The sequence below is a fragment of the Collinsella sp. AF23-4AC genome (genome assembly GCF_003462685.1).
Classification (GTDB): Bacteria; Actinomycetota; Coriobacteriia; order Coriobacteriales; family Coriobacteriaceae; genus Collinsella.
Genome location: NZ_QRVE01000018.1, coordinates 1 through 13,231 on the forward strand (window position 1 = coordinate 1; position 13,231 = coordinate 13,231).

Annotated in this window: 10 protein-coding genes; 2 read left to right on the forward strand and 8 right to left on the reverse strand. The window is 60.8% G+C overall.

Annotated features, from left to right (window positions below; genetic code table 11):
- Window positions 1-130: 130 nt before the first annotated feature.
- The gene (locus DWY05_RS08435; RefSeq protein WP_117821305.1) at window positions 131-823 is read right to left on the reverse strand and encodes a GntR family transcriptional regulator; all 693 of its coding nucleotides are present in this window, start codon (window positions 821-823) and stop codon (window positions 131-133) included.
- A 389-nt stretch (window positions 824-1,212) separates the two neighbouring features.
- On the opposite strand from DWY05_RS08435, the gene DWY05_RS08440 reads away from it, so the two are divergent.
- Window positions 1,213-2,022: a gluconate 5-dehydrogenase gene (locus DWY05_RS08440; RefSeq protein ID WP_117797090.1), complete on the forward strand. Its 810-nt coding sequence runs from the start codon at window positions 1,213-1,215 to the stop codon at window positions 2,020-2,022.
- Between the two features lie 30 nt (window positions 2,023-2,052).
- Window positions 2,053-2,694, forward strand: a complete 642-nt coding sequence (locus DWY05_RS08445; RefSeq protein WP_055309683.1) for an RpiB/LacA/LacB family sugar-phosphate isomerase — start codon at window positions 2,053-2,055, stop codon at window positions 2,692-2,694.
- A gap of 140 nt (window positions 2,695-2,834) precedes the next feature.
- Here DWY05_RS08445 and DWY05_RS08450 read toward each other — a convergent pair whose 3' ends face one another.
- From DWY05_RS08450 to DWY05_RS08480, 7 genes are all read right to left on the reverse strand, one after another.
- On the reverse strand, window positions 2,835-4,784 hold the full coding sequence (locus tag DWY05_RS08450) for an NAD(P)/FAD-dependent oxidoreductase (protein ID WP_117821306.1): 1,950 nt from the start codon (window positions 4,782-4,784) through the stop codon (window positions 2,835-2,837).
- Between the two features lie 198 nt (window positions 4,785-4,982).
- Window positions 4,983-6,200 (reverse strand): FAD-dependent oxidoreductase, encoded by a 1,218-nt coding sequence (locus DWY05_RS08455; protein ID WP_117821307.1) that lies wholly within the window; start codon window positions 6,198-6,200, stop codon window positions 4,983-4,985.
- A 102-nt stretch (window positions 6,201-6,302) separates the two neighbouring features.
- Window positions 6,303-7,208 (reverse strand): sugar phosphate isomerase/epimerase, encoded by a 906-nt coding sequence (locus DWY05_RS08460; RefSeq protein WP_158558723.1) that lies wholly within the window; start codon window positions 7,206-7,208, stop codon window positions 6,303-6,305.
- A gap of 1 nt (window position 7,209) precedes the next feature.
- On the reverse strand, window positions 7,210-8,448 hold the full coding sequence (locus DWY05_RS08465) for a glycoside hydrolase family 105 protein (protein WP_117821309.1): 1,239 nt from the start codon (window positions 8,446-8,448) through the stop codon (window positions 7,210-7,212).
- A 106-nt stretch (window positions 8,449-8,554) separates the two neighbouring features.
- Window positions 8,555-9,223 carry an SGNH/GDSL hydrolase family protein gene (locus tag DWY05_RS08470; RefSeq protein WP_233504062.1) on the reverse strand — a complete coding sequence of 223 codons (669 nt, stop codon included), beginning with the start codon at window positions 9,221-9,223 and terminating at the stop codon, window positions 8,555-8,557.
- 69 nt (window positions 9,224-9,292) lie between these two features.
- Entirely contained in the window at window positions 9,293-11,458 is a 2,166-nt protein-coding gene (locus DWY05_RS08475; protein WP_117821311.1) for a pectinesterase family protein, read from the reverse strand.
- A 131-nt stretch (window positions 11,459-11,589) separates the two neighbouring features.
- Entirely contained in the window at window positions 11,590-13,185 is a 1,596-nt protein-coding gene (locus tag DWY05_RS08480; RefSeq protein ID WP_117821312.1) for a glycoside hydrolase family 28 protein, read from the reverse strand.
- Between the last annotated feature and the right edge of the window lie 46 nt (window positions 13,186-13,231).

The window sequence follows — 13,231 nt, forward strand, 5'->3', positions numbered from 1 at the left end:
CCATAAAAAAGCCTCCCATTTCTTGTGTCCAAGAAATGGGAGGCAGTTCAGTGAGTGAACTGGGGGGGGCGTCTGCACCACCTGGGCAGCACAACAACCCCTATTTCATCGCGACTTATGGGGGAGACGATTAGATGGCCGAGTCTTTGGACAGCTCAAAATAGTCGGGATGCAAGGCGATAACCGGACCTTGCTCCTCGGGCATCAAGTGCAGGTGTGTCTCTGCCAGATAGCTCGCCGCGTCGGTATCGCCCCTCTTAATGGCCTCGAGAATCCGGCGATGCTGCCGACGAATCGGCTCCCAATCCAGATCCTGCGACACCATACGCAACCAGTTGTATCGCTCAAAATGCGTGTTGACGCTCTTCATCCAATCCCACAACATGTGACGGCCAGCAATCACGAAACACGTCTCATGGAACAGGTTATCCAGGTCGAAAAAGCGACGCGTTTCGCTATGGTCGAGCGATTCGGACTCGGCAAGAACCTGCTCGAGCCGCTGCTTTTGCTCGGGCGTGGCGGCAGAGCAGCATTTAATAAGCACGCTTCTCTCGAGTTTCTCGCGCAAGAAACAGGCGTTCTCGGCGTGCTCCATGCTGATTTTAGAGACATAGGTGCCGCTTTTGGGACGCGTTTCCACCAGCTCCTGCTCGCGCAGGCGCACAAAAGACTCGCGAATGGGCGTGCGCCCGATCCCCGTCTCCTTTTCCAGACCAATCGCCGAAAGGCGCGTGCCGGGCCTGAGCTCGGCATAGATGATCTTGGAGCGCAGTGCGTTGTATGCCTGATCTTGCAGGCTCTGATAATGCTGGTGTTGTTCCATAAAGCCCTCGGATGAAGCCCACAGTTTGTCGAATATCTCTCCACGTAATACTATCGCATCCTGCGACGCTCCCCGCACAGGTTATGAGCATGTCGCCTCCCCTTCGAGCCGCAGATGGCAAGCATGGCCACAAAGCGCGCAAGCCCACCGCGGCACACGATGCGATGTGTTTGCACCTGCCCTACAACCGCAACATGATTGCGGAGAGTGCACAGGCACAGAGCGAATGGCGGGCATCGCGACAATCGGCCACAACCGTTCGCCTTTTAAAAGTGAACGTTCACCTGATTCTAGGAAAAGCTGCGAGTAAATTCCTCTGCTTCTCCTATACTGAGCTTGTATTAGAAGTAGGACTCATAAAGATGAACGTTTCTTTAGGAAGGATTGCTATGTCTGATCTTATGGACAGCTTCCGCCTAGATGGCAAAGTCGCGCTCGTGACCGGTGCCACCTACGGTATTGGCATGGCCATTGCCGAGGCACTCGGTGAGGCCGGGGCCAAGATTGCCTTTAACGCCCGTCACGCCGACAAAGTCGCCGAGGCCGAAAAGCACTACCGTGAGCTGGGCTTTGATGCTCACGGCTATGTTGCCGACGTCACCGACGAGACCGTCGTCGCCGAGCTCATAGCCAAGATCGAGGCAGATTTTGGCACCACGCCCGACATCCTGGTCAACAACGCCGGCGTCATCCAGCGCACCCCGATGCTCGACATGAGTGCAGAGGACTTCCGCCGCGTCGTCGATATCGACCTCAACGCACCGTTTATCGTGTCCAAGGCCTGCCTGCCCGGCATGATCGCCAAGGGCCACGGCAAGATCATCAATATCTGCTCGATGATGAGCGAACTGGGTCGCGAGACCATCGCCGGCTATGCCGCCGCCAAGGGCGGACTCAAGATGCTCACCAAGAACATCTGCTCCGAGTTCGGCGAGGCCAACATCCAGTGCAACGGCATTGGGCCCGGCTATATCGCCACGCCGCAAACCGCACCGCTGCGCGAGACGCAGCCCGACGGCAGCCGCCACCCATTTGACCAGTTCATCATTGCCAAGACGCCGGCGGCCCGTTGGGGCACGCCCGAGGACCTGAAGGGTCCCGCTGTGTTCCTGGCTTCCGACGCATCGAACTTTGTCAACGGGCACATTCTGTACGTCGATGGCGGCATCCTGGCCTACATCGGCAAGCAGCCACAGTAAGAAAACTGAAAAACTGAAAGGTTAACTCAAATGAAGATCGCACTTATCAACGAGAACTCTCAGAACTCCAAGAACCCCATGATCGAGGCTGCCCTTAAGAAGGTTGTCGAGCCCATGGGCCACACCGTCTTTAACTATGGCATGTATGCCGACGCCGACTCCAAGCCCCTCACCTACGTGCAGAACGGCATCCTTGCCGCCGTGCTGCTCAACTCCGGTGCCGCTGACTACGTCGTGACCGGCTGCGGCACCGGCGAGGGCGCCATGCTCGCCTGCAACTCCTTCCCCGGCGTGCTGTGCGGTCATGTTGCCGACCCGCTGGATGCCTACACCTTTGCCCAGGTCAACGATGGCAACGCCGTCGCCATGCCCTTCGCTCTCAAGAACGGCTGGGGCCAGGAGCTCAACCTCGAGTACACCTTCGAGAAGCTCTTTGGCTTTGGCTCGGGCAACGGCTACCCCGCCGAGCGCGTTGAGCCCGAGCAGCGCAACAAGAAGATCCTCGATGGCGTGCGCGCTGTGACCATGCGTCCGCTCGTCGACGTCCTGGGCGAGATCGACCAGGACCTGGTGAAGGGCGCCCTCGCTGGCGAGCACTTCCAGGAGTACTTCTTTGCCAACGCCACCGACGAGGCCATCATCGCCAAGGTCAAGGAGATCTTGGGCCTGTAATAAGGCCCACGGGGCGCACCGAACCCCAACAAACCACCAAGCAAAAGGCGCCGCGACAATCCATGTGTCGCGGCGCCTTTTTTTTGATTGGCTATCGCTTGAGCCACTGCAAGGCGGTCGCTCCCCTATTTGCCAAGAGCCTACAGTTCGCAGGCAACCTTGTAGCCATCGCCGATGGCGTCGCGGATGTTACCACACTTGTTGGCATCGCCCAGCACGTGGGTGGCAACACCGGCTGCAGCCAGGTCGTCGGCCAGCTTGGTATTGGGACGATAGCCCATGGCAAGCACCAGCGTATCGGCATCGGCGATGGTGTGGACCTCGCCGTCCTTCTCGTAGCTGATAGCATCCTCGGTAATCTCGGTCACCTTGGCCTCAGTCAGCACGTGGACACCCTTGGAGAGCATGCGCGTGATGAGCACCGCGCGGCCGGCGCCGCCCTCGTTGGCGGCGAGCGTCTTGGTCATCTCGATAACGGTGACATCGCGATTGGCCGGCGACAGGTCGTTGACCAGCGGGGCCAGGTAATCGGCCGTCTCGCAACCGACGGTGCCGCCGCCCACGATGACGATCTTCTTGCCCGGGAAAGCCTTGCCACCCAGCAGGTCGTCAGCCGTCATAACCTGCTTAAAGCTCTGCATAAAGGCCGGAGCGATGGGTTCGGCGCCATAAGCCAGGACAACCTCGTAGCCCGCGTAATCGCGCTGGATGTCCTCGGCAGAAAGCTCGGTACCAAAGACGCACTTCACGCCGGCCTCGGCCAGGCGACGGTACTGATACTTGATCACACGCGTGAGCTCCTGCTTTGCCGGCGGAACGGCCGCAATGCGCATCTCGCCGCCCGGCTCGTCCTGCTTGTCAACGAGCACCACGTTGTGGCCGCGCTTGGCGGCAATGAACGCCGCCTCCATGCCCGCGGGACCGGCGCCCACAACCAGTACGTTCTTGGCCTCGGCGGCAGGCTCGTAGCCGGCCTCGTCGCGCTCCACGTCCGGGTTGACGGTGCAGGAGATGCGCTTGCCAAACATGATGCCGTTCAGGCAGCGCAGGCAACCGATGCAGGGGCGGATGTCGTCGGCGTTGCCGGCAGCAGCCTTGTTGCAGAACTCGGCATCGCACAGATTGGCGCGGCCCATCATGCAAATATCGGCAGCGCCGTCCTCGATCAGCTCCTCGGCAATCCAGGCCTCGTTAATGCGTCCGACGGTGGCGACGGGAATGTTGACGTGCTTCTTAATCTCGCGCGAGCAGGCGGCATGCGAGGCCTGCTGCGTGCCGGCGGCAGGAATCGCGGAGCCGCGCTTGATGGTGGTACCACCCGACACATGAATCATGTCGACGCCGGCCTTCTCCAGGCGACGCGAGACGTAGATCATGTCGTTGAGGGTCAGGCCGCCATCGGTGTACTCGTCGCCCGAAATACGAACGTCGATGATAAAATCCTTGCCGCAGCGCTCGCGAATCTCAGCGATGACCTCGAGCAAAAAGCGCATGCGGGCGTCGAGCGAACCGCCGTACTCGTCGGTGCGCTTGTTGTAGAGCGGAGTCAAAAAGCCGCCAAGCATGCCGTGAGCGTGCGCCGCATGGACCTCGACGCCATCGACGCCAGCCTTCTGCATGCGCACAGCGGCATCGCCAAACTGATGTGTGAGCTCGTGAATCTCATCAACCGTGATGGGGCGCGGTGCCTCGCGGGCATAAGACGGGCCCACAAAGGACGGAGCGATCAAGCGCGGCGTGCCCGGAATGTTAAAGGCCATGTAGGCGGGGTGGAAGAGCTGCGGCATGATCTTGCAGCCATACTCGTGGACGGCTGCGGCGAGCTTTTCCCAACCGGGGATGAACGTGTCGTCGTAGCAGCACATGTCACCCGGCAGATAGGTATAGGTGGGCTCGACCGTCACGACCTCGGTGATGATCAGGCCCACACCGCCCTTGGCGCGGGCGCGGTAGTGGTCGACCAGATCGTCGGTCACATAGCCATGATCGGCCAGGTTGGTGGACACCGGCGGCATAAAGACGCGGTTCTTGACCTCGGTCGTACCGACCTTGATCGGGCTAAAGAGCATCGGGTAGGCGGAGGACTCCATACAGGGTTCCTTTCATTTGAGCCGCTCGGCGGCAGTTGCTGACGTACCTATCGTATCAGTATCCGCGCAGTACCCGATCGCACGCGCTCCCCCAGCTTTCGCTCGACCCACAAAAAATTTGCGGTGAAATAGTTCCTGAATGGGGCTCTTGGCGCGTCAAACAGGAACTATTTCACCGCAACTGATGGATGGGATGGGTTAGAGGCCCAGGTAGTTAGTCATGCCTTCGACGGCGAGTTTGGCGCCCGCTACGGCATGGACCACGGTGAGCGGGCCGTTGACGACGTCGCCGGCGGCAAAGACGCCCGGCACGGTGGTCATGCCGCGCTCATCGACCGAAAGAAGGCCGCGATGGTCGGTCTCCAGACCGCCCGTCGTAAGCACCAGCTTGTCCTTAGGCACCTGCGAGGCCGCAATCACAACCGTGTCGGCGGGCACATGGTCAAGTTCTTCCTCGTAGCCCACCACGTTGTCGTCCTCGTCAAAGATAGCCGTCTCGAACACCGGACCGTTATCGTCGATGGCGCAGATCGCCTTGCCGCGCACGATCTCGGCACCGTCAAGCTCGGTCAGCTCCACCTCGTCATCGATGGCCGAGATATGGCGCGATCGGGCATACACGGTAACCTTGCGAGCACCTGAGCGCAGGGCCGTACGGGCAACATCCATGGCCACGTTGCCGGCACCGATAACCGCCACGTTCTGACCGATCGCCACGCTCGCGGGATCGACCAGGTAATCGATACCAAACAGTACGTTGCCACGCGACTCGCCGGGAATACCCAGCTTGCGGGCGCGCCAGGTACCGGTACCGACAAAGACCGCATCGTAACCGTCGCGCAGCAGGTCGTCGATATGCAGCGCGCCACCGATGGTGGTCGAGGGACGGACGCGCACGCCAAGCGAGCACATCACGTGACGATACTTTTGCACGAGAGCACGGGGCAGGCGAAACTCGGGGATGCCGTACTCCAGCACGCCGCCGATCTCGGGGCGCTGTTCAAACACCGTGACGGCACAGCCCAACTGGGCCATCTTAATGGCCACGGTAATGCCGGCAGGACCGGAACCGACCACGGCAACCTGCTTGCCGCACGACGGCGAGGGCTTCCACTCCTTGCGGTCCAAATATGCAGTCGAGATATAGTTCTCGATGCTCGAGAAATGCACCGGTGCGCCCTTGCGGCCCTGGATGCACGCGCCCTCGCACTGGCCCGAATGGTTGCAGACCATGGAGCAGACCGCGCTCATGGGATTGTTCTGAAACAGCAGCTCGCCCGCCTCTTCAAGACGGCGCTGCTTAAACAGGTCGATGACCTGCGAAATAGGCGTCTGAACCGGGCAGCCTTTAAGCTGGCAGAACGCCTTCTTGCACCCAAGGCAACGATTCGCTTCTTCGACAATGTGGATAGCCATGCAACTCCCCTTTTTGATGTAATCCAATGGGGCGACGATAAAGATCCTTCACCGCCGCCCCCGTCAGGCAAACTCAATCGGCCGCCACGGCAAAAGCCAATGCTATATCTCGCGATGCGAAGCCCCACAGCGAGCAGACATGCGCTCGAGTGTCGACAGGCACCCGGCCGCCGTCGCCGGCACGCTGTTCTCGACCACGCAGGGAATCCCAGGGCAGGCGGCAGCCGCCCAGGCCACCACGGGCTCAAAGTCATATCGTCCCGTCTCGCCCACACCGTGGCACACCAGGCGCGAACCCGTACCGTCGCACCAACCAGCCTCGTCCTCGTTGTCGACGACCTCAAAATCCTTGGCGTGCAGCACGCGAATCTTGCTGCCGCACAAGTAGAGCATACGCGCTGTGATTTCCTGCGCCTCGTTAACGACGCTGGGGTGCAGCAGCGACACCGGGTCGTAGATCACGCCGAGCGCTGGGCTCGAAACGCGCTCCAGCACCACACGGCAGCGATCCGGCGTGTTGACCGTCTCGTTCCAGCCGGGCTCAATCAGTATTTGCCCGCCAACGGCCTCGGCGCGCTCGCAGACACGTGCGAGTCCGTCCATAAACGCATCGAGTGCCTCGTCGGTCATACGGTCGTCAGCAACGCGGTTCTGCGCATTGGGACGACCGGTCTCGGTGCCAACAGGACATCCGCCGAGCATCTGGGCAAAGTTCAAGCACGCCTCATACTCGGCATAGTTATCCATGAGCTGCTGGCGATCGGGCGTCGCCAGATTCTTATAGCAGCCAAACACTGCCACCGCAACGCCTGCCTCGTCGAGCACCGCACGCAGGTGCTCGGCAAGCTCGCGAGTCAGGCCGCCCCGATCGATCCCCATCGATGCGTAGAGCACCTTGCTCGGCAGTTGGATGCACGAATAGCCCAGCTCTCCTGCCATGCGAATGCGTTCCTCGACGGTTCCCTGCACAAGATCGTGCAAACGTACGCCCGGAGTAATGGCCCCCACGCTATTCACACCCCTTATGAGCATTGATGCCCGGCGTGTAGCCGCCAAACGGGTCGTCGATAGAGCACACACCCGAAGGGGCGAGCGGATCGCGCTTGCCGGCCAGCTTGTCGTGATGCATGGTCTCGATATAGGCAAGCACCAGCGGCGCCACGCCCTTTGCATCATTTTTGACCACAGGCTCGCTCATGTAATACTCAAACGTGCCCTCGCGGTGCGCGGCGTTGCCAAGACCCGCCACCAGGCAGATGTTGTCGAGCGCCAGCTGCCCGTCGCGCTCGGACAGGCACGTATCGCAGATGCCGTCAAACGCACGGCGGCCGTACTGGTAGTAGCGCTCGCCCAGCACGCCCAGGCGCACGCCCTTCATGATGGCATTGGCAAAAATCGCGCTGCCCGACTCCTCCAGATAGTTGGGGGCGATATTGGGCAGGTTGATGACCTGGTGCCACATGCCGGTCTTCTCGTCCTGATACGGCAGCATAGCGTCGATCAGGTCGTGGAACATCTTACGGATCTCGTCCTTCTCGGCCGACATCGAAGGCGGCATGAGCTCCCAGGTATCGATGAGCGCCATGGCAAACCAGCCCTCGGCGCGCAGCCAGAAGTTGGCCGAAAGACCGGTAACGGGATCGCACCAGAACTGCTTGCGACTCGCGTCGTAGGCGTGATAGTACAGGCCGTTGAGGGGGTTGCGCATCAGGTCATGCACCACTTGGAACATATGGAAGCTATCCGAGCAGGCACGGCGGTTGTGGAAGCTCAGCTCGTACTGCATGTAGAACGGCTGAGCCATGTACATGCCATCGAGCCAGATCTGGTTGGGATAGACGGCCTTGTGCCAAAACACGCCCTCTTTGGTACGCGGCTGGGTCTCGAGCTGACGATAGATGGTATCCATGGCGGCACGGTACTTGGGCTTGCCCACCAGGTCATAGAGCTTGTAGAGGGTTTTGCCCGCGTTGACGTTGTCGAGGTTGTACTCCTGGGGATCGTAATGCTTGATGGTGCCGTCATCCTGGACAAAGAAGTCGATATAGTCGTCGGCGAAGGTCAGGTAACGCTGCTCGCCGGTGATCTCGTACAGCTCGATGAGTGCCTTGATCATGCAGCCGTCAATGTAATTCCAGGTGTTCTCCTTGCCGGCGCGAAGCTTTTCGATGTTCCAGGCCGGCGCCTGCGGCGTAGAGGTCTCGATCAACTGCTCGATATAACGGTCCAGAATCTGATTGCAACCCATTGCTGTCCCCTCTGACGTTTTTGATGGGTGAACGTTAACCCTAGTGTAACGCGAAGGGGATTATAGGGTGAACGTTAACCCTATAATCCCCGCAAACGGCATCCTTTTAGCGGCAAACGGCGGTGAGAGCCGCGGCGATGCGATGCGCCAGGCGCTCGTAGCCGGCAGGGCTGTAATGCAGACCGTCCGGCATGTAGAGCTCGCGGTGCTCCGGCAAAAACGGGCTGATGCCGCTTTGCGCATACAGGTCGATCACCGGCACCGAGTAGCGATCGCAAACCTCCAGCATCGCGCGCACATAGGCGTCTTGCGTCAGGCCCAGATGGTTGGCCTCGTTGCTTGCCGGGATATCCTTCTCGTGCTTACCACTTGTCTTGCACGGCGTCATAAACACCAGCTTTGCCTGAGGCGAGCGCGCCGTGATGGTGCGGATAAGGTAGTCGAGCGCGCCATAGAACTCGTGCACGTCGGTGCTGCCCGGCTCTCCCAGCGGCACGTTACGGCTAAAGTCGTTAACGCCGCCAAAGACGATGCAGATGTCTGCCGCGTGATCGATGCCGTCCAAACGCTCAACAAACGAATCGGTACGGTCGGCCTTGACGGCAATACGCGAACCCTTAATGCCAAAATTCTCGACCGTAGCGCCGCCCAGCAGCGCACCCAGGTGCGAGGTCCAGGAGATATTGTTGCCTCCCCCGCCGCATCCGTTATCGCCCCAGGTGGTCGAATCGCCAAAGCAGCAGATGGTCGATTCACTCAAGTTTTTCGTTTCCATATTCTTCTCCTCACCCGCACACCGGCGGTCATACAGGTACATACCGTTCATTCGCAACATGCCGAGGGGCTATGCGTGGGCGCATTCCGCAACTTGCGAATCGAGCCATTCGATATCCTCGGCAAGATGCGCCACGCCAAGATGGTGTCCACCCGGACACACCTCGTGCCGCAGGCCTCCTCTGCGGCCCAGCAACTCGTAGGCATCGCGCACGATTTTGAGTTGCTCGTCAACATTTTTGAGCCCGCGTACCCCATTCAAATGATCCTCTTCGCAACTTTGGACCAACAACGGCCGTGGCGCGACAAGCGATGCAATGTCGCCCATGTCGAGCAGACGCCAGAGTCCAGGGGTGTAATTGCAACTGCAGTTGCCGTTGAGATGCAGCAGCGAGTCATCGACACCGTACAGGTAGCCCGAGACAAACGCCTTGCGCACGCGCGGGTCGAGTGCGGCCAGATACAGCGTCATGTAACCGCCGCCCGAAAAACCAAAGCAGCCCAGGTCGTCCATGGCAATGTCACCGCGTGTCTCCAAGTAATCAATCAAGCGCATGTTGTCCCAGGCGTTGAGACCCGCGACCGTAAGACCCAGCGGCTCGGCCATACGTGCTTGATTCAGACACGTACCGCGTAGGTAGCTATTCTCGTCGTCGCCCTGACCCTTCCAGTCACGACGGTATCCCCAACCACGCGCATCGGGGCAGACGGTCACGTAACCCATGCGCGCCAAACGCAGACCGTAATCGTAATTGAACTTACGCACGGCATCGTCGACCGCCGGCACGCCCGCAACGCCGGCTATGCTTGCAGCACCCGCCCCCTGGTGACCATGCGGGCAGATATAGCAGCGCTTGAGTCCCCGCTCGTCAAGCTTGGGGCGGGACGGCTCCAACAGGTAAAACGGCATCCACACATCGTGCTCAACCTGCAACACCGCATGAGTACGCACGATGCTGCCGGCAACCCGCACGCGATTGAGCTCACGAATCTCAATCGGGACGCGGTCCATAAGCGAAAGACCCAAAATATCGTACAGACGAGTCCTGGTCGCAGCCTTCCATGCCTCAAAGTCTGTGGGAGTCTTGCCCGTAAATGCGGCCGAGCGCCCTTCGCGCTTCAGTCGGGCGCGCAGCGCAGGTTCGTCCTCGTAGTACGTCTCGATGTGCACGGTGCGGCCATTGGCAGATAGCCCGGCCGTCTCTACCGCATCACCGTCGCCGCCCTCGGGATCCCAACCATCCGTGCCGGCAAGCACTCGGTCACGCGCATAGCGTTCGGAATCCTGACCGGTCAGGCAATGCGCCCACGGCACCCAAGCGGCAGCATCACCCGCCGGGCCAAACAGGGTACCGCCGGCATACAGGGTGCCGTCATGTGCCGCTGGCTTATTCCAATCCCACCAGCCCTCGGACTTGATATGCGAGCCCAGCCAGCAATCGATAAGCACGGTCTGGGCCCATTCGCGCCACGGGCGACCCAGATAGACCGAACCGGGCGCCATGTCGTCCGGCGCCGTGAAGGAACAACCGTGAAACACAAAACCACAGGGCTCGCCCTGGGGCGTCGAGGCCGCCGTAACGTAGCCGTTCACGTCCATGTCGCGGTTGAGCGAGCGAATCTCACACCCCTCAAAGTAGGCACGCGCGCCGCCAAAGATAAAGTCGACATCGCCCTCGATCCGGCAACGTCGAAAATACTGGCGCCCCACCCGGCGCGGGGCGAACTGCTTGGGGCCTATAAAGCCGCCCGGCTTAGCCTCGCGCGGCGGCAGCGGCCCCAAAAAGAGCGTGTCCTGATGGCCCAGGATGCGGCAGGTATCGACCACCAGGCGGTCGCCGTCGGCATACAGGGCAATCGCCTGGCCGACCTTGCGACTGTCACCGGCGTCGTTTTCGATTGTTAGGCCCGCAAGCGTCACGTCGTCGGCATCGACCAGCACCGTGTACGTACGGAAGGTGCCGAGTCTTCCATCTTGGCCGCTACCGTCTTCCGAAGGCATCTTGGCGCCCAGACCGCGCACGATACGCACGCTTTCGGCCGTCTCGCCCTCAAGCGTCACATGCGGACGACGAATTTCAACCCGCTCGCGGTACTCACCCGGCGCCACCAGCACGCGCACCGGCACGGTCGCATCGGGCACACACCGCTCCGCCGCCTCGAGCGCTGCCGAAATGCTGCGATACGCGCCCTCGCGTTCGAGCGATACCTCAAAGAGCTGTTCTTTCCCACTCATCTGTCACTACGCTTTCTGTCGCAGAATACTCACCATGCAATACCGGCGCCTATAGATTGCGTGCGACGCCCGGGCAGCCCCGTCCGTCGCACGCCTCAACATGCCGTATTCACTTGTGCAGGAGCACTACCCTATGCGCGAATCACCTTGTCGACGTTCTGCAGCTGCAGCTCGTCACCGTCCTGACCCTCGATCACCACGTTTTGCAGGTCGAGCACGGCAACGTTCTGCGCGATGATGCCCTGGCGCACCATCGGCTCCACACCACAGGCCATGGCCGGCACAAAGGGCTCGGCATCGTCGGCAAAGGTCACATGGACGTCCTGGAACGTCAGGCGCGTCACTTTGCTCTCGGGCAGGCCCGTGATATAGGCCGCGGCAGCATGGCAGTTGGTTGCCTCGATATCGCAAAACGTCGTGGCGCCAAAGCCGGGCGTGCGGTCGTCGACGGGCAGCGCCTCGCGAGACTGCACGTAGTCGGTCTTGCCGTCCTTGTCGCAAAAATAGAACGAGTTGACCACGAAGGGCGTAAGCACCTCGTCCATGCGAATGTGCTCAAAGGTGATTCCCTCGTTGACGGCATCCTTGCCGCGGCCACGACGGGTCTTGACGCGCAGGCCGCGGTCAGTGCGCTCAAAGAGGCACTTGCTCACGGTAAGGTCCTTGATACCGCCGGCGGCCTCGGATCCCAGTACCACGGCGCCATGGCCGTCGTGCATGTAGCAGTGCGAGATCAACACGTCGTGTGTGGCGGGACGAAGCTCGGGCTCAATGCCCAGCTTGCCGCTCTTGATGGCGATGCAGTCGTCGCCCACCGAGAACTGGCAGCCAAGGATGCGGACAAAACCGCAGCTCTCGGGATCAAAGCCGTCGGTGTTATGAGAGTTCTTGGGACCCTCGATGGACAGGCAGAGCGCATCGACGCGCTCGCACAGGACGGGGTGGATGTTCCACGCGGGGCTATTGCACACGGTAAAACCAGCCATGCTCACGTTTTCGCACTCGGACAGGAAGATCATGCGCGGGCGGGCGATCTCGCGGCCCTCCTCGGGGCGGAAGATGTTCTTAAAGTCCTTGTTCCACCAGTTGTCCTCGGCAAAATCGGTCTGGCCATCGATCGCGCCGCGCCCATAGATGCACACGTCGTGCACACCCAGGCCCGTAAAGGTAGAGCAGTAGGTCGAGAAGCTCTCGCCCTCCCAGCGGCCCAGGGGCAGCATGTCGGTACCGGCATACCCGGCGCCCTCATCGCCCGTGACCGTGCCCGGAATGTAGGCGAGCGCCGCGCGGTCGTAGCGGGCCAGCAGCACCGCACCCTCGGCAAGCTCAATATTGATATCGCTCTTAAGGAAGAGCGACTTGATGCGGTAGCTGCCGGCGGGAATCAGCACGCGTCCGCCCTTGGGGCAGGCCATGATGGCAGCCTGGATATTGGTGGTGTCGTCGTGCTCGGCATCGCCCTTGGCGCCGCAGTCGCGAACGTTGATGGTGAAGGGCTCGGCCGGCGTGGTGACTCCCACGCTCAGCTCGCGCTCGCCACAGACAAAACGAATCAAGTTGCGCTTGCCGGGAATCAGGCCGTCGACATAGGTCTCGACCGTATTGGTGGTACCGGCGGGCTCGCCGTTGACAAAGACCTCCCACGTATCGGCACAGGTAAAGTAGCCGCCATCGTCAAGCTCGATAACGGCCGCACGCGCGTTGCGCCAGATAACGTTCGTCTCCATGGGTTTCTCCCTCAAAAAAGATGCTCTAAAGGCAAATTGTACGCTG